The organism is Lelliottia jeotgali, from assembly GCF_977070485.1.
The window spans coordinates 78,377-98,775 of sequence record NZ_CDRVFO010000006.1; the positions used below are offsets into that span (position 1 = coordinate 78,377).

At 61.6% G+C, this 20,399-nt stretch carries 21 protein-coding genes; 8 read left to right on the top strand and 13 right to left on the bottom strand.

What is annotated here, in order from left to right:
* Positions 1 to 85: 85 nt before the first annotated feature.
* The 3 genes from ACW4TB_RS10755 to ACW4TB_RS10765 form a co-directional block, all read right to left on the bottom strand.
* Positions 86 to 2,374, bottom strand: coding sequence for an ABC transporter permease subunit (locus ACW4TB_RS10755; RefSeq protein WP_254466926.1), 2,289 nt, complete (start codon positions 2,372 to 2,374; stop codon positions 86 to 88).
* A 138-nt stretch (positions 2,375 to 2,512) separates the two neighbouring features.
* Positions 2,513 to 3,511, bottom strand: coding sequence for a phosphate ABC transporter substrate-binding protein PstS (locus tag ACW4TB_RS10760; RefSeq protein ID WP_012312096.1), 999 nt, complete (start codon positions 3,509 to 3,511; stop codon positions 2,513 to 2,515).
* 165 nt (positions 3,512 to 3,676) lie between these two features.
* Positions 3,677 to 4,945 (bottom strand): MFS transporter, encoded by a 1,269-nt coding sequence (locus ACW4TB_RS10765; protein WP_455842978.1) that lies wholly within the window; start codon positions 4,943 to 4,945, stop codon positions 3,677 to 3,679.
* Between the two features lie 378 nt (positions 4,946 to 5,323).
* On the opposite strand from ACW4TB_RS10765, the gene ACW4TB_RS10770 reads away from it, so the two are divergent.
* Together ACW4TB_RS10770 and ACW4TB_RS10775 are read left to right on the top strand one after the other, a co-directional pair.
* The gene (locus tag ACW4TB_RS10770; protein WP_003253317.1) at positions 5,324 to 5,722 is read left to right on the top strand and encodes an acyl-CoA thioesterase; all 399 of its coding nucleotides are present in this window, start codon (positions 5,324 to 5,326) and stop codon (positions 5,720 to 5,722) included.
* Between the two features lie 71 nt (positions 5,723 to 5,793).
* Positions 5,794 to 6,690 (top strand): D-hexose-6-phosphate mutarotase, encoded by an 897-nt coding sequence (locus ACW4TB_RS10775; RefSeq protein ID WP_012312094.1) that lies wholly within the window; start codon positions 5,794 to 5,796, stop codon positions 6,688 to 6,690.
* An 86-nt stretch (positions 6,691 to 6,776) separates the two neighbouring features.
* Here the strand turns inward: ACW4TB_RS10775 and ACW4TB_RS10780 are convergent, their stop codons facing one another.
* The 4 genes from ACW4TB_RS10780 to purE all read right to left on the bottom strand — a co-directional run bounded on the left by ACW4TB_RS10780 (position 6,777) and on the right by purE (position 9,297).
* Positions 6,777 to 7,310 (bottom strand): DUF3299 domain-containing protein, encoded by a 534-nt coding sequence (locus ACW4TB_RS10780; protein WP_012312093.1) that lies wholly within the window; start codon positions 7,308 to 7,310, stop codon positions 6,777 to 6,779.
* Positions 7,311 to 7,358: 48 nt separating this feature from the next.
* A complete protein-coding gene (locus ACW4TB_RS10785) occupies positions 7,359 to 7,604 on the bottom strand; it encodes a GlsB/YeaQ/YmgE family stress response membrane protein (protein WP_012312092.1) in 246 nt (81 codons plus the stop codon).
* A 108-nt stretch (positions 7,605 to 7,712) separates the two neighbouring features.
* Positions 7,713 to 8,795 (bottom strand): 5-(carboxyamino)imidazole ribonucleotide synthase, encoded by a 1,083-nt coding sequence (locus ACW4TB_RS10790; RefSeq protein ID WP_254466925.1) that lies wholly within the window; start codon positions 8,793 to 8,795, stop codon positions 7,713 to 7,715.
* A gap of 10 nt (positions 8,796 to 8,805) precedes the next feature.
* Positions 8,806 to 9,297, bottom strand: coding sequence for a 5-(carboxyamino)imidazole ribonucleotide mutase (purE, locus tag ACW4TB_RS10795; protein ID WP_012312090.1), 492 nt, complete (start codon positions 9,295 to 9,297; stop codon positions 8,806 to 8,808).
* Between the two features lie 269 nt (positions 9,298 to 9,566).
* Here purE and ACW4TB_RS10800 point away from each other — a divergent pair, with 269 nt between their 5' ends.
* Positions 9,567 to 10,187, top strand: coding sequence for a hypothetical protein (locus tag ACW4TB_RS10800; protein WP_012312089.1), 621 nt, complete (start codon positions 9,567 to 9,569; stop codon positions 10,185 to 10,187).
* On the opposite strand, the gene ACW4TB_RS10805 is transcribed toward ACW4TB_RS10800, so the two are convergent.
* Positions 10,179 to 11,096, bottom strand: coding sequence for a LysR substrate-binding domain-containing protein (locus tag ACW4TB_RS10805; RefSeq protein WP_012312088.1), 918 nt, complete (start codon positions 11,094 to 11,096; stop codon positions 10,179 to 10,181). The genes ACW4TB_RS10800 and ACW4TB_RS10805 overlap by 9 nt on opposite strands.
* A 182-nt stretch (positions 11,097 to 11,278) precedes the next feature.
* Between ACW4TB_RS10805 and aspA the strand changes: the two genes are divergently transcribed.
* The 4 genes from aspA to ACW4TB_RS10825 all read left to right on the top strand — a co-directional run bounded on the left by aspA (position 11,279) and on the right by ACW4TB_RS10825 (position 16,110).
* Positions 11,279 to 12,703, top strand: a complete 1,425-nt coding sequence (gene aspA / locus ACW4TB_RS10810) for an aspartate ammonia-lyase (RefSeq protein ID WP_042111854.1) — start codon at positions 11,279 to 11,281, stop codon at positions 12,701 to 12,703.
* Between the two features lie 156 nt (positions 12,704 to 12,859).
* Complete coding sequence (locus ACW4TB_RS10815; protein WP_012312086.1) at positions 12,860 to 13,852, top strand: AraC family transcriptional regulator; 993 nt, start codon at positions 12,860 to 12,862, stop codon at positions 13,850 to 13,852.
* 111 nt (positions 13,853 to 13,963) lie between these two features.
* Positions 13,964 to 15,007 (top strand): histone deacetylase family protein, encoded by a 1,044-nt coding sequence (locus ACW4TB_RS10820; RefSeq protein ID WP_012312085.1) that lies wholly within the window; start codon positions 13,964 to 13,966, stop codon positions 15,005 to 15,007.
* Positions 15,004 to 16,110: a polyamine ABC transporter substrate-binding protein gene (locus ACW4TB_RS10825; RefSeq protein ID WP_455842979.1), complete on the top strand. Its 1,107-nt coding sequence runs from the start codon at positions 15,004 to 15,006 to the stop codon at positions 16,108 to 16,110. The genes ACW4TB_RS10820 and ACW4TB_RS10825 overlap by 4 nt, the downstream gene beginning before the upstream one ends.
* A gap of 97 nt (positions 16,111 to 16,207) precedes the next feature.
* Here ACW4TB_RS10825 and ACW4TB_RS10830 read toward each other — a convergent pair whose 3' ends face one another.
* Genes ACW4TB_RS10830 through ACW4TB_RS10850 form a run of 5 tightly spaced genes read right to left on the bottom strand, consistent with a single transcriptional unit; the run spans position 16,208 to position 20,089 of the window.
* Positions 16,208 to 16,840, bottom strand: coding sequence for an SCO family protein (locus ACW4TB_RS10830; RefSeq protein ID WP_012312083.1), 633 nt, complete (start codon positions 16,838 to 16,840; stop codon positions 16,208 to 16,210).
* A complete protein-coding gene (gene cyoE / locus ACW4TB_RS10835) occupies positions 16,837 to 17,730 on the bottom strand; it encodes a heme o synthase (RefSeq protein ID WP_279930207.1) in 894 nt (297 codons plus the stop codon). Before cyoE ends, ACW4TB_RS10830 begins: the two co-directional genes overlap by 4 nt.
* Complete coding sequence (locus ACW4TB_RS10840) at positions 17,715 to 18,788, bottom strand: COX15/CtaA family protein (RefSeq protein ID WP_279930209.1); 1,074 nt, start codon at positions 18,786 to 18,788, stop codon at positions 17,715 to 17,717. The genes cyoE and ACW4TB_RS10840 overlap by 16 nt, the downstream gene beginning before the upstream one ends.
* A 10-nt stretch (positions 18,789 to 18,798) precedes the next feature.
* Positions 18,799 to 19,383 carry a hypothetical protein gene (locus ACW4TB_RS10845; RefSeq protein WP_254466922.1) on the bottom strand — a complete coding sequence of 195 codons (585 nt, stop codon included), beginning with the start codon at positions 19,381 to 19,383 and terminating at the stop codon, positions 18,799 to 18,801.
* Positions 19,349 to 20,089, bottom strand: a complete 741-nt coding sequence (locus tag ACW4TB_RS10850) for an SURF1 family protein (protein WP_254466921.1) — start codon at positions 20,087 to 20,089, stop codon at positions 19,349 to 19,351. Before ACW4TB_RS10850 ends, ACW4TB_RS10845 begins: the two co-directional genes overlap by 35 nt.
* 51 nt (positions 20,090 to 20,140) lie before the next feature.
* Between ACW4TB_RS10850 and ACW4TB_RS10855 the strand changes: the two genes are divergently transcribed.
* Positions 20,141 to 20,344 (top strand): twin transmembrane helix small protein, encoded by a 204-nt coding sequence (locus ACW4TB_RS10855; RefSeq protein WP_254466920.1) that lies wholly within the window; start codon positions 20,141 to 20,143, stop codon positions 20,342 to 20,344.
* The last annotated feature ends 55 nt before the right edge of the window (positions 20,345 to 20,399 follow it).

Consider the following 20,399-nt stretch of genomic DNA (forward strand, 5'->3'; position numbering starts at 1 on the left):
GCGCCACCGCTGATCCAGACGCCTGGGGCGCCGCTCTTGAACCAGCCTTTGAGGGAATCCTTTTTCACGGATCTCTACCTTTCTATCAAAGCGACGAGTATTTCTTGCGCAGACGCTGGCGAATCAGCTCGGCCAAGGTGTTCATGATGAAGGTGAACATCAGCAGCACGAGAGCAGCGAGGAACAGCACACGGTAATGGCTGCCGCCGACTTCGGATTCGGGCATCTCCACCGCCACGTTGGCGGCCAAGGTACGCATGCCTTCGAACAGGTTCATCTCCATCACCGGGGTGTTGCCGGTGGCCATGAGCACGATCATGGTCTCGCCCACCGCTCGGCCCATGCCGATCATCAGCGCCGAGAAGATACCCGGGCTGGCAGTGAGGATGACCACGCGGGTCAAGGTCTGCCACGGCGTCGCACCCAGGGCCAGGGAGCCCAGGGTCAGGCTGCGCGGAACGCTGAACACGGCGTCTTCGGCGATCGAGTAAATGTTCGGGATGACCGCAAAGCCCATGGCGATACCCACTACCAGGGCGTTGCGCTGGTCGTAGGTGATACCCAGGTCATTGGTGATCCACAGGCGCATGTCGCCGCCGAAGAACCAGGTTTCCAGGTACGGGCTCATGGTCAGGGCGAACCAGCCGGTGAACAGGATCACCGGGATCAGGATGGCGGCTTCCCAACCATCCGGAACGCGCAGGCGAATCGACTCAGGCAGGCGGCTCCAGGTGAATCCCGCCAGCAGGATGCCGAACGGCATCAGCAGGAACAGGCTGAACACACCCGGCAGGTGCCCTTCCAGGTACGGCGCGAGGAACAGGCCAGCGAAGAAGCCGAGGATCACCGTCGGCATCGCTTCCATCAGTTCGATCACCGGCTTGACCTTGCGGCGCATGCCCGGGGCCATGAAGTAAGCGGTGTAGATAGCTGCAGCGATGGCCAGCGGTGCCGCCAGGATCATCGCGTAGAACGCGGCCTTGAGGGTACCGAAGGTCAGGGGCGACAGGCTCAGCTTAGGCTCGAAGTCGGTGTTCGAAGCCGTCGACTGCCAGACGTACTTGGGCTCGTCGTAGTTCTCATACCAGACCTTGCCCCACAGCGCGCTGAAGGAGATTTCCGGGTGCGGGTTCTTCAGGTTCAGTGGCAGCAGCTTGCCACCCTCTTCGATGAAGATGCGATTGGCACGCGGCGACAGGGCCAGGATACCTGGGCCTTCGGCAGCAGGCTCGACCAGCAGGGTGCGGTGCGCGGTGCTGTGGAAGACGCCCAGCTTGCCTTCGGCGTCCAGGGCGATGAAGCCCTTGCGGCGCTCTTCGGCGTCGATCTGGACGATCGGCGCCTTGCCCATCTGGAAGGTACGGATCTGCTTGAAACGCGATTCGCCATCCGGGTCACGGGCCATGAACCACTGGGCCAGGCCGCCTTTGGAGTCACCGATGATCAGCGAGATGCCGCCGACCAGTTGCGCGGTGGCGGTGATCTCGGTGTCAGCGCTCTCGGACAGCTTGTAGCGGCCATTGAGGCTCTTGTCGCGCAGGCTGAAGACATCTGCGGTGGCTCGGCCGTTGATCACGTACAGCCACTGCTGGCGCGGGTCGATGAAAATGTTCTTCACCACCTCGGTCATTTGCGGCAGCTCGATGCGGTTCTGCTCGGTGGTGACCTCTTCGGTCATCAGGTTTTCGGTGCGCGTCAGCTCGACCACCTGCAGATGCGCACCGGTGGAACCGGCCAGCATCAGAGTATCGCCGTTTACGTTGACGCTGACATGCTCCAGCGCGCGGCCCTGCTCATCCAACACGAACGGCTCCGGGCCATACGGGTAGTCGATGCCTGGAGTGATGGTCTTTTTGTTGTCCGGGTAGGTGATCTTGTAGGTGTGGTGGAATACCAGCGCCTGACCATTGGACAAGCCCAGCACTACCAGGGGGCTGCCCGGCTGGTCGGTGCTGATCGAGCTCACCTGGGTGCCTGCCGGCAGCGGCAGGTCGACGCGGTTTAGCTCGTTCCCGGTCTTGGTATCGAAGAACAGTGCCTGCCCCTTGTCCGAGACACGCATGCCGACCAGGTTCTGCTCTTCGAGCGCGATCATCAGCGGCTTACCGGCATCCTGCTGCAGCCAGGTCGGCTCCAGGGCCTTCTTGCTGGTCAGCTCGGCGCCCTGGAACAGCGGCAGCACCACGTAGGCCAGATAGAAGAAGATCAGCGTGATGGCTGCCAGCACGGCAAGCCCGCCCACCAGTACATACCAGCGGGTCAGGCGGTCCTTGAGCGCGCGCATGCGGCGCTTGCGTTGCAACTCGGGCGTATTGAAATCAATCCGCTCGGGAGGGGATTTTTGGGTCATGGTGGAGTTGGCCAGATCATTCATGCGCACACCCTAGCGGTCCCGTATGACAAAAACATGACAGTGCGTTGACGCAAAAAAGCCCGCCGCTCAGGAGCCCTGGCTTCGGACCGAGAATTCGTGGAAAAGACCGGCTTCAGTGCCGGCCTTTTCCTCAGTTACTTACTTCTTTGCAACGTTACCGGCGTGGGACAGGCCCAGGTCAGCCAGGGTCTTGTCGACCACCTTGGCCGGCAGCGGAATGTAGCCGTCCTTCACCACGACCTGCTGGCCAGCCTGCGACAGCACCAGCTTGACGAACTCGGCTTCCAGCGGGGCCAGAGGCTTGTTCGGGGCCTTGTTGACGTAGACGTACAGGAAGCGCGACAGCGGGTAGGTGCCGTTCAGGGCATTGGCCTCGTTGTCTTCGATGAACTCGCCACCTTCCTTCTTGGCCAGACCTACGGTCTTGACGCTGGCAGTCTTGTAGCCGATACCCGAGTAGCCGATGCCGTTCAACGAGGAGCTGATCGACTGCACGACCGACGCCGAGCCGGGCTGTTCGTTGACATTAGGCTTGAAGTCACCTTTGCACAGAGCCTCTTCCTTGAAGTAACCGTAGGTACCCGATACCGAGTTACGGCCGAACAGCTGAACTGGCTTGTTGGCCAGGTCGCCGGTCACGCCCAGGTCGCCCCAGGTCTTGACGTCAGCCTTGGCGCCGCACAGACGAGTGGAAGAGAAAATCGCGTCGACCTGAGCCATGGTCAGGCCCTTGATCGGGTTGTCTTTGTGTACGAACACGGCCAGGGCGTCGACGGCGACCGGGATGGCGGTCGGCTTGTAGCCATACTTCTGCTCGAAGGCCTGCAGCTCGACGTCCTTCATCTTGCGGCTCATCGGGCCAAGGTTGGCGGTGCCTTCGGTCAGCGCGGGTGGCGCAGTGGAGGAGCCGGCAGCCTGGATCTGGATGTTGACGTTTGGATATTCCTTCTTGTAGGCCTCGGCCCACAGAGTCATGAGGTTCGCGAGGGTGTCGGAACCGACGCTGGAGAGGTTGCCCGAAACACCAGTGGTCTTGGTGTAGGTCGGGATCGCAGGGTCGACGGCGGCTACCGCGTTGGCGGTTGCAACGCCAGCGGCGGCAAAGGTAAGGGCCGCCATCAAACGCTTCAGTTTCATGCCTTGCTCCTAGCAGGAATATTGGGATGTTGGATGGATCGGGCCCAAGTATCTGCAGGCCGCATGAACACGATATGACTCCAATATGACAATTGGATGAAAGGCCATCACTGGATACCCAGGATGGCCTTTCAAAATGTTGCAGGAGCGGGGGCTAGAGCACTATCAGCGTTTTTTCGACAGCAAATACAGCCCGACAACCAGACCGACGGCGCACAGGCCCGCTACGTAATAAGCAGGCGCCATCGGACTGACCTTGAGCAGCGCGGTCACCACCATCGGCGTCAAGCCGCCGAAAATGGCATAGGCCACGTTGTAGGAGAACGACAGGCCGCTGAAGCGCACTGCCGCCGGGAACGCCTTGACCATCACATAGGGCACCGCGCCGATCACGCCTACGCACAGGCCGGTGATGGCATACAGCGGGAACAGCAGTTGCGGGTGGGTCGGCAGGCTGTGGTAGAAGGTCCAGGATGTCACCAGCAGCAACAGGCTGCCGATCACGAAGACGCGGCCGGCACCAAAGCGGTCGGCCAGGCTCCCAGAGCCGATGCAGCCAAGGCTAAGCAGCACGATCGCCAGGCTATTGGCCTTGAGCGAGTCGGTGGGGCTGATGTGGTAGATGCTCTGCAACAACGCCGGTGTCATCAGGATGACCACTACGATGCCGGCAGAAAGCATCCAGGTCAGCAGCATCGACAGGATGATCGGCCCGCGGTGATCACGCAGCACGGCCCGCAGCGGCAGCTCTTCGGCAAGCGCCTTGCGCTGCTGCATCTCGGCGAATACCGGAGTTTCGTGCAGCCAGCGGCGCAAGTACACCGAGAACAGGCCGAACACGCCGCCAAGCAGGAACGGGATACGCCAAGCGTAGTCGGCGACTTCTTCAACGCTATAGACCGTGTTGATCAGTGTCGCCACCAGCGAGCCAAGCAGAATGCCAGCAGTCAGGCCTGCGGTCAGGGTACCGCAGGCATAGCCGGTGTTGCGCGCTGGCACATGCTCAGACACGAACACCCAGGCGCCAGGCACTTCGCCTCCGATCGCCGCACCCTGGATCACGCGCATCAACAGCAACAGGATCGGTGCCCACATGCCGATCTGGGCATAGGTCGGCAGCAGGCCCATGATCAGCGTTGGCAGGGCCATCATGAAGATGCTCAGGGTGAACATCTTCTTGCGCCCAAGCAGGTCGCCGAAGTGGGCCATGATGATGCCGCCCAGCGGACGGGCCAGGTAACCAGCGGCGAAAATGCCGAAGGTCTGCATCAGACGTAGCCACTCGGGCATGTCGGCCGGGAAGAACAGCTTGCCGACCACCGTGGCGAAAAACACAAAAATGATGAAGTCGTAGAACTCAAGGGCTCCGCCTAACGCGGACAGTGAGAGGGTCTTGTAGTCACTGCGGGTCAGCGGCCGCGAGGGCTGCTCGATACTGCTCGGCACGGAGGTCATTGCTTGTTCTTCTCTTGTAGGGCATGCAGGCCGCTTGGCACGCGGCTTCTGGCGGTGACAGGCGAAGATAGCAAATTGCCGGGGCGTGCTGAAAGCGATACAAAATCCATACAGATATTCATGACTGCACGGTCGTCGCTGAGCGTTTGGCTATATATACTGCCCGTTCGTAGGAAAACGTTGCCGCCACGGTGGGATGTTGTGCGAAAACGCCGGTCTTTTAAGTCAGGCGGTTTCGCAGAATTTCCCTACGGCCGTCCAGCGAAACGAAATCGGCGTAGTATGTTTCAAGCTGAATCGTTTACTCGGCCTTTGCGCCACACCAACGAAAGCGTCACGGGTCAGAGGCCCCACCGCATGATTGAGCTCGAACAAGAAGATCCTATCCCGCAAGGCGACCTGGCCCTGCAAATCACTGCGTTACCCCGCGAAACCAACGGTTTTGGCGACATCTTTGGCGGCTGGCTGGTCGCCCAGATGGACCTGGCAGGCACTGCCATGGCGAGCCGCGTCGCGGGTGGCCGGGTGGCGACAGTGGCCATTGACCGCATGGCCTTCCTGGTGCCTGTGGCCGTGGGCGCACAACTGTCGTTCTATACCCAGACGCTGGAAATCGGCCGCAGCTCGATCCAGATGATGGTCGAAGTGTGGAGCGACGACCCGCTGTCCAGCGAATGGCGCAAGGTTACCGAAGCAGTGTTCGTCTTCGTCGCCATCGATGGCAGCGGCCGCACCCGCTCGGTGCCTCGTCGCTAAGCCATACGAGCGGTAAACTCATTGCAAGCCACCGGGTCGAAGGCCCACAGGCAATCAATGAGACGAGCGCAATGGCTACCTTCCAGGTTGTAACCGAGCAACACGGCGAACTCAACTGCTGGCGTATCACCAGCGACCGTGCCGAACTACTGATCGCCCAGCAGGGCGCGCAGATCCTCAGCTACCAGCACATTGGCGAGCCGCCGCTGCTGTGGCTGAGTGACCAGGCCATGTTCCGTCAGGGTAAGTCGGTGCGCGCAGGTGTGCCGGTGTGCTGGCCGTGGTTCGGTAACCTGCAGCGCAACCCCGAATCCGTCCAGGGCATGTACCGTGGCACACAGGCTCCCGCCCATGGGTTGGCCCGCACACGGGACTGGCAACTGCTGGGCATCGAAGAAGCAGCCAGCGCGCTGCGCATCGAATTCGAACTGCCGGAGGCCCAGGGCGACCTGCCGGAGTGGCCACATGATGTGGAGCTGAAGCTGCTGATCGTCATGGGTGATGCGCTTGAACTGACCCTCACCAGCCGTAACAGGGGCAATACCCCTGTCACCATCAGCCAGGCCCTGCACAGCTATTTTGCCGTCAGCGATGTGCGTCAGGCGCGGGTCGAGGGTGTCGACGGGCTGGGCTACATCGAGACTCTGGCTGACTGGGAACAGCGCCAGCAGCAGGGTGCGCTGACGTTCACCGGTGAGACCGATCGCATCTACCTGAATACGCCTGCGCAACTGGGCATTGTCGACCCGCACTGGAACCGGCGCATTACCCTGAGCAGCAGCGGTTCACGTTCAGCGGTGATTTGGAACCCATGGACCGACAGAGCCCAGGAATTGCCTGACATGGCCGATGATGGCTGGCAGCGAATGCTGTGCATCGAGACGGCGAATGTCTGGGACGATGTGGTGGAGTTGAAGCCTGGGGCGTTCCATTCGCTGCAAGTGGCAATTGGCAGCGAAGCGCTTTGATTCAACTGCCTGGGACCGCTGTGCGGTCCTTTCGCGACACAAGGCCGCTCCTACGGAGATCGCGCATACCTGCAGGTGCAGCCCCTTCACAGGTCAGCGTCCTCCACCACCCTCACCTTCCCGGCTTCCAGAGCATACGCCGCATCGGCCAGATCGTTGCTGACCTTTTCCACCTTCAACGTCCCGCTGACCCACAACGGCGTGTAGATGTCATCGATCTTCAAGCCCTTCGGATAGCGCACCAGCACCAGCTGGTTGGGTGGCGGCGGCGGTACATGGATGCAAGCGCCCGGGTAAGGCACCAGGAAGAACAGCGTGCTGTTGCCCTTGGCATCGCTTTCAAGCGGCACGGGGTAACCGCCAAGACGAATTTCTTTGCCGTTCATGGCGGCCACGGTCTTGGTCGAGTACATAACCGCCGGCAGGCCCTTGCTTTGCTTCAAGCCGCCCTTGTCGGTAAAGGTACCCATCGCCTCCGGCGAGTTGTGGTCGATCTCGGGCATCTGTTCGAGGGCTTTCTGGTCCGACTTGGGCATGAGCTCGAGCCAGTCGGTTTCAGGCAGTTCGGCATGGGCCAGGGTGCTGGCCAGAAGCATGGGGATGAGAAAAAAGGCACGCATGAAAATGCTCGGCAACTCGGATGAATTGCCGGGCATTCTAACCAGAATTCAGCGTTTCTTGATGAATCCGAAGATCACCAGCAGGACGATGGCACCGACCAGCGCGCCGAAGAAGCCCGCTGCCTGCCCGGCCTGGTAAATCCCCAAGGCCTGGCCGCCATACGTGGCGATCAAGGAGCCGGCGATACCCAGCAGGATGGTCATGATCCAGCCCATGCTGTCGTCGCCGGGCTTGATGAAGCGCGCCAGCAGGCCAACGATGAGGCCGATGAAGATAGTTCCAATGATGCCCATGGCAATCCCTCTGCAGTGAAGATGGAGCAAGCCAAAGCCTAGACAGCGCTTTGGCTTGTTGCCATTTCAGAGGGCGAACCGCTTGCAGAAGTTCGATCAGATGCCCGATCAGTTGCCGATCAAGGCCTCTACTTCGGCAATCTTGCGCTCGAGGGTGGCCATATCCTGGCAACGCAGGGTGGCGTGACCGACCTTGCGCCCGGCCTTGAAGGCCTTGCCATAGTGATGCAGGTGGCAGTCATCGATGGCAATTACCTTTTCTACTGCCGGCACCTCACCGATGAAGTTGAGCATGGCGCTCTCGCCGACCTTGGCAGTCGAACCCAGCGGCAGGCCGGCAACAGCGCGCAGGTGGTTTTCGAATTGGCTGCACTCGGCACCTTCGATGGTCCAGTGGCCGGAGTTGTGCACACGCGGCGCGATCTCGTTGGCCTTGAGGCCACCGTCGACTTCAAAGAACTCGAAGGCCATCACACCCACATAGTCCAGCTGCTTGAGCACACGGCCGACATAATCTTCGGCCAGGGCCTGCAGCGGGTGCGCCTGGCTTGCCACAGACAGGCGCAGGATGCCGCTCTCGTGGGTGTTATGCACCAACGGGTAGAAGCGGGTTTCGCCATCGCGTGCTCGCACGGCCACCAAGGACACTTCGCCGGTGAACGGCACGAAGCCTTCCAGCAGGCACGGCACGCTGCCCAGCTCGGCAAAAGTACCCACCACATCCTCAGGCGTGCGCAGTACCTTTTGGCCCTTGCCGTCGTAACCCAGGGTCCGGGTCTTGAGCACAGCCGGAAGGCCGATACTGGCCACCGCCGCATCAAGGTCGGCCTGCGAGAGAATATCGGCGAAGGCCGGGGTAGGAATGCCCAGGTCGCGGAACATGCTCTTCTCGAACAGGCGGTCGCGGGCAATGCGCAGCGCTTCGGCGCTCGGGTACACCGGGACGAACTGCGAGAGGAAGGCCACGGTCTCGGCCGGGACGCTTTCGAACTCGAAAGTCACCAGATCGACTTCGTCCGCCAGCTGGCGAAGGTGGTCCTGGTCGCCGTAGTCGGCACGCAGGTGTTCGCCAAGTGGCGCAGCGCAGGCGTCCGGCGCCGGGTCGAGGAAGGCGAAGTTCATGCCCAGCGGGGTTCCCGCCAGAGCCAGCATGCGGCCCAGCTGGCCGCCACCGATAACACCGATCTTCATGGGTTCAGCCTCAAGCCTGACGTGGGTCTGGATTGTCCAGCACAGTGTCGGTCTGCTCGGTGCGGAACTGCTTGAGCGCCGCGTGATACTGCGGGTATTTGGCACCGAGAATGCTAGCCGACAGCAGCGCGGCGTTGACCGCACCGGCACGGCCGATGGCCAGGGTGGCAACCGGCACGCCGGCAGGCATCTGCACGATCGACAGCAGCGAGTCGACACCCGACAGCATCGACGACTGTACCGGCACACCCAGCACCGGCAGGTGGGTCTTGGCAGCGCACATGCCAGGCAGGTGCGCAGCGCCACCAGCGCCAGCGATGATCACCTCGATGCCACGCTCTTCGGCCTCTTCAGCGTACTGGAACAGCAGATCCGGGGTGCGGTGGGCGGAAACCACCTTCACTTCGTAGGGAATGCCGAGTTTTTCCAGCATATCGGCGGTGTGGCTAAGGGTGGACCAATCGGACTTGGAGCCCATGATCACGCCAACCAGTGCACTCATCGTCGAGCCTCTCCTGCAAGCGCCTTCAGGCGCGCTAAAAGCAACAAGCCACGCAGGTGGACCGGCGTGGCTTGTCATACGGATTCTGAATCGACCGGGTCGGCCGAAGGCGCGGGATTGTAGCGTATTTCAAGTCGGCCCGCCCACCCCCACAAGCACATGTCGGATCAAAGGGCAAGCTGTCTCGTGGGACAACTTTTTCCGACTGCCGAAAGGCATTCCAGGTGGTGACGATCGCGCCGCCAATTCAATCCACCCGGAGAATCGCCATGCCCAAGACCCTCACGCTCTTTTTCAGCCTCCTGCTGTCCCTGCAGCTGCCTTGCGCCGTAGCGGCCAAGTCGCTGGTTGTGACCGTTTACCTTCACGACGAACTGACCAGCATCAGCGACGAGCAATTGCACAACGATTACTTTCAGCACTGGATCGATGAGATGCGCAGTTTCACCGCCCACCCCACGGAACTGATCTTGCGACGCAACGTGCCGGGCATCACCGATATTGATTACCAAGGCCTGCCATCCAGTCAGATTCTTGAGGCATTCACCCAAGGAGTGCTTGAACTAACCTCGAACCATCCCTTCTCTCTCATGAACAAACACCTGCTGATGACGCGCAACAGCTATGACCACAGCGGGCTGAACTACAATGCGGGCCTGGCCTACTTCAAACAGAACACCGCCATCGCTTCATTGGCCGCTTACAGTAGCGCCGCCCATGAAATCGGCCATCTGCTTTCAGCCACGCATGAAGACGCCGAACTGAAGTTCAACGGGTGGGTCTGCGAAACCTACACACATCCCCGAATTCCGGCCCGATCGAACTGCTACCAGTACAGCGACAAGAACCGGGCGAACATCGCCGACTACCTCAAATACAACTCACGCTGAACCTTCACCTTGAGCTCCAGCGGACTCGAGCTTGCGCCAAAGCAGACGCACGTTGGCCTTGCGCACCAGTGCACAGCGATACAAGCGGATTTCCAGGGGCACGTGCCACTGGGCACCTCCGCAGATCACCAGCTCGCCACGCTCCAGTTCACCACGCATCGAAAGCCGGGGCACCCAGGCAACGCCCATGCCTTCCAACGCCATGCTCTTCAAACTGTCGGCCATGGCTGTCTCATACACCGTGGTGTAGCGCAAATTGCGTTGGCGCAGCAGCAGGCTCACGGAGCGGCCAAGGAAGGCGCCCGCACTGTAAGCAAGCAACGGCACGCTGGCATCGCCCTCAAGGTCGAACATCGGCTTTCCATCGGCCCCCACGGCGCAGACGGGAAGCATTTCGGTGGTCCCCATGTGCAGCGAGGGAAAGATTTCGGCGTCCATCTGCAGCGCCGCATCCGGGTCGTAGAAAGCTAGCATCAGATCGCAGCCACCTTCGCGCAGCGCGTGCACGGCATCCCCCACGTTGGTCGCCACCAGCCGTGTGGCGATGTTCAAACCATCGTTGCGCAGTTGTGCAACCCAGCGAGGGAAAAAGCCTGATGCCAGCGAGTGCGCCGCCGCCACCTGGATCACCTCGCCCTGGCCACCTTCAAGATGATGCAAATGGCGTAGAACTTCGCTCAACTGGTCGACAACTGTCCGCGCTGTAACAAGAAAAAGTTGACCAGCCGCCGTCAGCTCGATGGGTGTGCGGGAACGATTCACCAGCGTCAGACCAAGCGCCGCCTCAAGGCTACGAATCCGTCGGCTGAAGGCCGGTTGGGTGACGAAACGGCGCTCCGCTGCCTGGGAAAAACTACGGGTGGCGGCCAGCGCACTGAAGTCTTCCAGCCATTTGCTTTCTAGGTTCACTAAGCGAATCTCCCGGCATGCACCAAAATGGAACACGCTCGAATGTCAATTGGCGTCACATCAAACACTATGCCGTTTGTGCATAGGTTAGCGTGCAACAGCATTGGCCGCAAAATCCCCTTAAGGCCTAGGATTGGCGCCATTCCGGCATGTGCCGGGTCAAAATCGAGATGATATCCATCATGTCCTCCGCTGCATCGTTCCGCGTCGAAAAAGATCTGCTTGGTACCCTTGAAGTCCCTGCCGATGCCTACTACGGCATCCAGACTCTGCGCGCTGCCAACAACTTCCATCTCTCCGGTGTTCCGCTGTCGCACTACCCGAAGCTGGTCGTGGCACTTGCCATGGTCAAGCAGGCCGCTGCCGACGCCAACCGCGAGCTGGGGCACCTGAGCGATGCCAAGCACGCCGCCATCAGCGAGGCCTGCGCCCGCCTGATCCGCGGTGACTTCCACGACCAGTTCGTTGTGGACATGATTCAAGGTGGCGCTGGTACTTCCACCAACATGAACGCCAACGAGGTCATCGCCAACGTCGCGCTGGAGGCCATGGGCCACCAGAAGGGTGAGTACCAGTACCTGCACCCGAACAACGATGTGAACATGGCGCAGTCGACCAACGACGCTTACCCGACCGCGATCCGTCTGGGCCTGCTGCTGGGCCACGACGCGCTGCTGGCCAGCCTCGACAGCCTGATCCAGGCCTTCGCTGCCAAAGGTAAAGAGTTCGACCACGTACTGAAGATGGGTCGTACCCAGCTGCAGGACGCCGTGCCAATGACCCTGGGCCAGGAATTCCGCGCCTTCGCCACCACCATGACCGAAGACCTGCAGCGTCTGCGCTCGCTGGCCCCGGAACTGCTGACCGAAATCAACCTGGGCGGTACCGCCATCGGCACCGGCATCAACGCCGACCCTGGCTACCAGGCCCTGGCCGTACAGCGCTTGGCGACCATCAGCGGCCAGCCGCTGGTACCGGCTGCCGACCTGATCGAAGCCACCTCAGACATGGGCGCCTTCGTGCTGTTCTCCGGCATGCTCAAGCGTACTGCGGTGAAGCTGTCGAAGATCTGCAACGACCTGCGCCTGCTGTCCAGCGGCCCACGTACCGGCATCAACGAAATCAACCTGCCAGCGCGCCAGCCAGGCAGCTCGATCATGCCAGGCAAGGTCAACCCGGTCATCCCGGAGGCCGTCAACCAGGTTGCCTTCGCCATCATGGGCAACGATCTGGCACTGACCGTCGCCGCCGAAGGTGGCCAGCTGCAGTTGAACGTGATGGAGCCGCTGATCGCCTACAAGATCTTCGACTCGATCCGCCTGCTCCAGCGTGCCATGGACATGCTGCGCGAGCACTGCATCGTCGGCATCACCGCCAACGAACAGCGTTGCCGTGAACTGGTCGAGCACTCGATCGGCCTGGTCACCGCCCTGAACCCATACATCGGCTACGAAAATGCCACCCGTATTGCCCGCGTAGCCTTGGAAACCGGCCGTGGCGTGCTGGAACTGGTACGCGAAGAACAGCTGCTGGACGAAGTGATGCTCAACGACATCCTGCGTCCGGAAAACATGATCGCTCCACGTCTGGTTCCGCTGAAGGCGTAACCCGGCTGCTGTAACAGTCTCACCAGGTTTGAGGGACTAGACACCTCTCGACCTTTCAAGGGCCCGAGCGCACGCTCCGGGCCCTTTTTTTCGCCCGCGAAATCCCGGCACACAACTTGCTCTGTAATGTCCCCCGGCCCCACGGAAATACCGAGCATGCTGCACAGCCACCTGACCACCCTCAACGCGGTTTCGCTGATCCTCAACCTGTTTCAGGAACAGGGGTGCGAGGCTGCTGCGCTGCTGGCTGGCAGCGGTATAGGCCCGGCAGACCTTGGCCATGCCGATGCGCGCATCACTACCCAGCAAGAGCTGCAGGTATGCGCCAACGCCGTGGCACGGCGTGAAGACATAGGCCTGGAGCTGGGCAGACGCATGCATGTGTCGTGCTACGGCATGCTTGGTTACGCCCTGCTCTCCAGTGCCACTTTGGGTGACGCCTTGCGCCTGGCTTTGCAGTATCCGGCACTGCTGGGAACAGTCTTTCGCTTACGCCTGATAGACGATGGCCAGCGTATCTGGCTTAGCGCTGATGAATATCGCGACCTACCGGCGCTGGCCGCTTTCAATGCCGAGTTCTGCCTGGTGTCGCTGAAAGTAATCTGTGACGACCTTCTGGGCCGCCCACTGCCCCTGTTCGGCGCCCGTTTCGGGCATGCCCGACCTGCCTACCACAAGCGCTATAGCAGTGCCTTCCCCTGTCCGCTCGGCTTTGACGCGCATGACAACGCCTTTGCTTTCGAGCGGCGCTGGCTGGACACCCCGCTACCTCTCGCCGACCCGATCACCCACAAAGCCATGAGCGAGCGCTGCCGGCGCCTGAACCTTGAATTCACCGGGCGCCAGGCCTGGCTGGGGCGGATACGCCAATTACTGCTGCAGCAACTGGACGCGGCCCCCGGCCTGGAGGGCTTGGCGCAGCAGATGAACTGTTCGTCTCGCACCTTGCGCCGGCACCTGCAGGCGCTTGGCAGCAGTTATCAACAACTGCTCGATGAGCTTCGATTCGAGCAAGCCAAGCAGTTGCTGGCCGATGACCAGATGCCGATCTACCGGATTGCCGAGCGCTTAGGGTTCAGTGAGACGGCGAGCTTTCGGCATGCGTTCCAGCGTTGGAGCGGTGTGGCGCCCAGCCATTTCCGAGGTTGATCACGGCCAGCGAGCTTGGCCACATCGATCCCCTTTTGGCCGTTTGCGTCGTTCTCCCGCGCCCGGCAGCCCGTGAAAATGGGCCAACGCCAGAACCACCGGAGAACAACAATGCTGACGATCTATTCCGATGACCACCGCCTGCACCACGGCCGCTGCGAGCTGATCGACGGCAAGCTGATGCCCTGCTTCGAAATGCCTTCGCGCGCCGACCATGTGCTCGAGCAGGTGAAAAAGCGCAACCTCGGTGATGTCCAGGGCCCGACCGACTTTGGCCGTGCACCGCTGCAGCGCATCCACAGCGCCGACTATCTCGACTTCTTCGAAGGCGCCTGGGCACGTTGGGCCGCGCTGGGTCAGGAAGGCGACCTGCTGCCCTTCACCTGGCCGGCACGCACCTTGCGCCAAGTCAAACCCACCGGCCTGCATGGCGAATTGGGTTACTACAGTTTCGATGCCGGCGCGCCCATCACCGCAGGCACCTGGCAGGCCGCCTACAGCGCAGCACAGGTTGCCCTCACCGCCCAGGCTGCAATCGAGCAAGGCGCCCATGCCGCCTTCGCCCTGTGCCGCCCACCAGGGCATCACGCCGCCGCCGAAGTGATGGGAGGTTACTGCTACCTGAACAACGCCGCGATCGCCGCCCAGGCCTTCCTCGACCAAGGCAGGGCCAGGGTGGCCATCCTTGACGTCGACTACCACCATGGCAATGGCACCCAGGACATCTTCTACCAGCGCGATGACGTGTTCTTCGCCTCGATCCACGGCGATCCGCAAGACGAGTTTCCGTTCTTCCTGGGCTACGCGGACGAAACCGGCGCAGGCGCGGGCGAAGGCTGCAACATCAACTATCCGCTGCCAGCGGGCAGTGACTGGGCTGCCTGGAGCGCCGCGCTGGAAGACGCCTGCGAGCGCATCGCAGACTACGACGCCGACGTCCTTGTCATCTCTCTTGGCGTGGATACCTTCAAGGATGATCCTATCTCCCAGTTCAAGCTGGACAGCCCGGACTACCTGAAGATGGGCAAACGTATCGCCCAACTCGGCAAGCCGACCTTGTTTGTGATGGAAGGCGGCTACGCAGTGGAAGAAATCGGTATCAACGCGGTCAATGTGCTGGAAGGTTTCCAGCTCGCCCAGCCAGGAGCCCGATAATGGTCCGACTCAAGTGCCTGCTCGCCCCACTCATAGCAACCACCCTGTTCACCGGTGCCTTCCAGGCACAAGCCGAACAGCGCACCTTGCGCGTGTACAACTGGTTCGATTACATCACCCCGCAAACCTTGACCGGTTTCCAGAAGGACAGCGGCGTCAAGCTGGTCTACGACATCTTCGACACCAACGAAGCCCTGGAAGCGAAGCTGCTAACAGGCAACTCCGGCTACGACGTGGTAGTACCGTCCAACGTGTTTCTCGCCAAGCAGATCGAGGCGGGGGTGTTCCAGCCACTGGACCGCAGCAAGCTGCCGAACTGGCAACACTTGGACCCGGCACTGATGAAGCTCATCGAGGCCAACGACCCGGGCAACAAGTTCGCCGTGCCCTACATGTACGGCACGGTGCTGATCGGCTTCAACCCGGACAAGGTCAAGGCGGTACTTGGCGACACGGCTCCCGTGGACAGCTGGGACCTGCTCTTCAAGGAAGAGAACATCGCCAAACTCAAGCAGTGCGGCGTAGCGCTGCTTGACTCGCCATCAGAGATCCTGCCTCTGGCGTTGCAATACCTGGGGCTGGACCCCAACAGCAGCAAGCCGGATGACTACAAGCAAGCCGAAGCTCTGCTGCAGAAGATCCGCCCCTACATCACCTACTTCCACTCTTCCAAGTACATGGCAGATATCGCCAACGGTGACATCTGCGTTGCCGTTGGTTATTCCGGTAGTTTCTCCCAGGCAGCAAACCGCGCCCGGGATGCGAAGAACGGTGTGGTGGTGGACATGCGCCTGCCCAAGGAGGGGGCGCCGATATGGTTCGACATGCTGGCGATTCCGAAGGGCGCCGCCAACCCGGAGGATGCGCATACGTTCATCAACTACCTGCTGCGCCCAGAGGTGATTGCCCCGATCAGCGACTTTGTCGGCTACCCGAACCCGAACAAGGATGCGACGGAAAAGGTAAGCCCTGCGATTCGCAATAATCCCAACCTGTATCCGACAGCCGAAGCGATGGCCAAGCTGTATACGCTCAAGCCTTTGACGCGTGAGGCAGAGCGGGCGAGGACGCGGGCCTGGACCAGGATCAAGTCCGGGACTTGATACCGTCTTGCAACAGGACCGCGCGCTCCTGCAGGAGAGCGCGGTTCCTTGTTGAGCGGCCTTGTGTCGCGATGGCCTGCAAAGCAGGCCAGCAATCTCAATCCCGCTTAACAAGCCCCGGCAACTGCGCCACCAGCTTCTGGTTGTTGAACGGCGCCCGTATGAACCCACGCTGACGCCCATCAGGCCCGACAATCGCCAGGTTACCGCTATGATCCACGGTATATCCGGGCTTGCTGGTATCCGCTGGAATGAACGGAATGCTCAAGGCATTAGCCAGCTTCTGGGTATCCTCGATCGACCCCGCCACGCCGACGAAATCCTTGTCGAAATAACCCAGGTACTGCTTGAGCTGGTTCGGCGTGTCGCGGTTCGGATCGACACTCACCAGTACCACCTGCAGCCGGTCGGCCGCTTCCTTGGACAGCTCGCTCTTCACCTGCCGCAACTGGGCCAGGGTGGTGGGGCAGATATCCGGGCAATAGGTATAGCCAAAGAACAGCAGCGACCATTTTCCCTTGAGATCGTCCAGCTGCACCGGCTGGCCGTCCTGGTTGGTCATGGTCACGTCGGCAACCGTGCGGCTCTGCGGCAGGAGGATGATGCCGGCGTCGATCAGCTCGGTGGGGTTTGGCTGGTCACTGCCATTTAGCACCTTGTTGACGGTCAGGCCCATGATCAACGCGACCAGGGCAACGAGGATGAAGACGGTTTTCTGGGTTCGGGTCATAGGTTCAGCAACAGGTAGTGGTCAACAAGCAACGCAATGAACAGCGCGAACAGGTAGCCGATAGAGTACTTGAACGTGCCGATCGCCGCGTGCGGCCGGCTGCCACGGTACAACACCCAGGCCCATTGCAGGAAGCGCAGGCCAAGGGCGAGGGCGCAGACCAGATACAGCGGGCCGCTCATGTGGATGGCGTAGGGCAGCAAGGTCACCGCCAGCAGTATCAGGGTGTAGAGCAGGATGTGCAGCTTGGTGTAGCGCTCGCCGTGTGTTACCGGCAGCATCGGGATATCGGCCTTGGCGTACTCCTCCTTGCGGTGAATGGCCAGGGCCCAGAAGTGTGGCGGCGTCCAGGCGAAGATGATCAGCACCAGCAGCAAAGGCTCGGCACTGACATGGCCACTGACTGCCACCCAGCCGAGCAGAGGCGGCGCCGCGCCTGCGAGGCCACCGATAACGATGTTCTGCGGCGTCGCACGCTTGAGAAAGCCGGTATAAAGCACCGCATAGCCGAGCAGGGAGGCAAGCGTCAGCCAGGCGGTAAGGGCGTTGGTGAACATCAGCAACAGTGCCATGCCCAGCAGCGCCAGGGCGAGGGCGAACAGCAACGCCGGCAGTGGCGCAACCCGGCCCTCGGCCAGCGGCCGCTTGTGGGTGCGGGCCATCAGCGCATCGATGCGTCGGTCCAGTACATGGTTGACCGCCGCAGCGCCCCCCGCGCACAGGGCAATGCCGAGGTTGCCGAACAGCAGCACGCTCCAAGGTACCCCGGCACGGGTCGCCAGGAACATGCCCACCAGCGAGGTGATCAGCATCAGCACCACCACCTTGGGCTTGGTCAGCTCCAGATAGTCGCGCCAGCCTGCGCGCTGCGCAGTTAGAAGCGTCGCCACGAATCGTTCCTCAACTGATGGGCCGCGCCCACGCCTGTCACCGGCGTCAGGCGCCAGCCTTGGCCCACGCGCACCTTGTCGACGACGCGGATACGGTAGTTGACCAGCACCATGCTCAGCAGCAACAGTGCGCCGCCTGCGTTATGCGCCACAGCCACTGCCAGAGGCAGGTGCAACAGCACATTGCTGATGCCCAGGCCTACCTGCAGCGCCAGCACCAGCAGTACCAGGCGCCCCAACCCAGGCAAGCCACAGCGGTGCAGCTTCCAACTGAGCATCAGCAGCACACCAGTGACCAGCAGCGCGCCCAGGCGGTGGCTGATATGGATGGCCGTGCGCGCATCGCTGTCCAGTTGCCCGCCCAGGTAGTTCGGGCCGACGTGCTGGGTCAGGTGGAAACCGTTGCTGAAGTCCGCTGCCGGCCACCACTGGCCATGGCAGGTCGGCAAGTCTGTGCAGGCAACGGCCGCATAGTTGGAACTGACCCAGCCGCCCAAGGCAATCTGGCCAATAACCACCAGCAGCGCCAAGGCAGCAATCCGCCGCAAGCTCAGCGGTAATTTCGGCAACGGTGCAAAGGCCCGTGACAGACGCAGCGACAGGAGGAACAACAAGGCCAGGGTAGTAAAGCCACCCAGCAGATGTGCGGTGACGACCTGCGGCCACAGCTTGAGGGTCACTGTCCACATGCCGAATGCCGCCTGGGCCAGTACAACGCCTAGCAACAGCACCGGCAGGCGGTAGGGCTGGCCGTTGCGCGAATGCCGGCGCACGGCCTGGAAGGCGAGCAGGGCAATCACCAAGGCAAGCGTGCCGGCAAAGTAACGATGGACCATCTCGGCCCAGCCCTTGGCGACCTCCACCGGATGCTCGGGGAAGTGCAGCTCGGCATGGGCCAGCTGCGCGTCGGTTTTCGGCACGCTGATGAAGCCATAGCAGCCAGGCCAGTCGGGGCAGCCCAGGCCAGCATGGGTCAGACGGGTATACGCACCGAGCAGTACGACCAGCAGCGCCAGCAGGGTGGCGAACACAGCGAGGCGGAATCCGGGTCTGGCCATGGCAGGGCTCCTAGCCGATGTTGGACAGCTTGAGCAGGTGGCGCAGGTCATCCAGTACATGCTTGCCGCTGACCTTGCCGTCATAGCGCAGCACCAGGTTGCCGTGGGGGTCGACGATCCACAGTTGCGGCGCGGGGTTTCCTACCTTCTGAAGGTAGCGCTGTGTATCGAGTGGATAACGCTGCAGCTGTGGGTACTCGCGCCCCAGTAAGGCCTGGTAGTCGGCACTCAACGGTTGGGCAGCGGCCAGGGCATGGCTGGCACGGCTGGCGTCCCGGCCAAGGCCAATCTGGATCTGCCGCGCCAGGTAAACCAGGCGCTGGCAGTCTTCGGCACAGCTTTCTGGGGCGCTGACCAGCAGTTGCCAACGTGAGTCTTCGCCAGCGATGCCGATATCGCTGCGGCTCTGGCCATTGCCGATCATCGTACCGTGATAGCTTCGGCCTTCCGGCACCCAGAACTTGAGCTTGTACATGCTGGTGGCCAGGATCATCGGGCCGAGCACCACCAGCAGAATCAGGATCAGCTGCAAACGCCCGCGGGCTCTGGGTTTGCGACGTTCAGGCATGTCCAGTGGAGTGGTGGTGGCGGCCATTGCGGTTCTCCTTTTTGTTGTGCCAGCCAAAGTAGAGGTAGAGCAGCACCAGTGCGGTGGCCAGGGCGAACCATTGCACGGCATAGCCCAGGTGTTTCTCCGGCCCCATGGCCACCACTGGCCAGTCCAGGCGGTAAGCCGCCGGGCCGGGCTGCAGGCGCAGTTCATGGGCAAATCCTTCGCGCTGGAGCTGTTGCCACAGTTGTGCAGGGTTCACGGCCGTCAGCAGGTGCGGCCACTGGCCCCCAACGGGGTCGGGGTGCAATTGAAAGGTGCTGCCGGGTGCTACGTATACCCAGGCATCCAGGGCCAGAGCCTGCGCAGGGGTGTCGAAGGGCACCGGTACGCGGCGGTCGGGCCAGGGCAACCACCCGCGGTTGACCAACAGCCACAAGCCGCTGGGCTGGTCGAGAAAGGGCTGCAGCAACTCGACGCCTGCCTGGCCGTCGCGCATGCGATTGTCCAGCAGCACGCTGTGCTCGGCATCGAAGCGGCCGTAGAGGTGCACACGGCGGAAGGCGGTATCGTTGCTCAACTGCAACTGGGCCGCGGAAAGCGGCGCGTCGACGCTGCGCTCGGCATGGTTGGCCAGCAATGCGCGCTTTTCGTCGGCTCGGCCCAATTGCCAGCAGCCAAGGGCAATCAACCCCGGCAGTAGCGCAAGCACTACCAGGGTGGGTACCCAGCCCGGGCGAAACGGCCTCACGGGCGCCTCGCTATACTTATCCACATCACCGCATCCCCCTGGAGAAACGCCATGCTCAAGGCCGCGATTGTCATGATGCTGTTGGCCACCATTGCCAGCCTGTTTAGCGGCCTGGTGTTTCTGGTCAAGGACAATGAGAACTCGACCCGCCTGCTCAAGGCACTGACCGTGCGTGTCACCTTGGCCTGCCTGACCATCGCCCTGGTTGCTTATGGCCTCATCAGTGGCCAGTTGGTCTCCCACGCTCCTTTTTAAGCTTCTCTGCGCCACTTGTGTCGCGAAAGGGGTGCAGAGCAGCCCCGGCACTTTA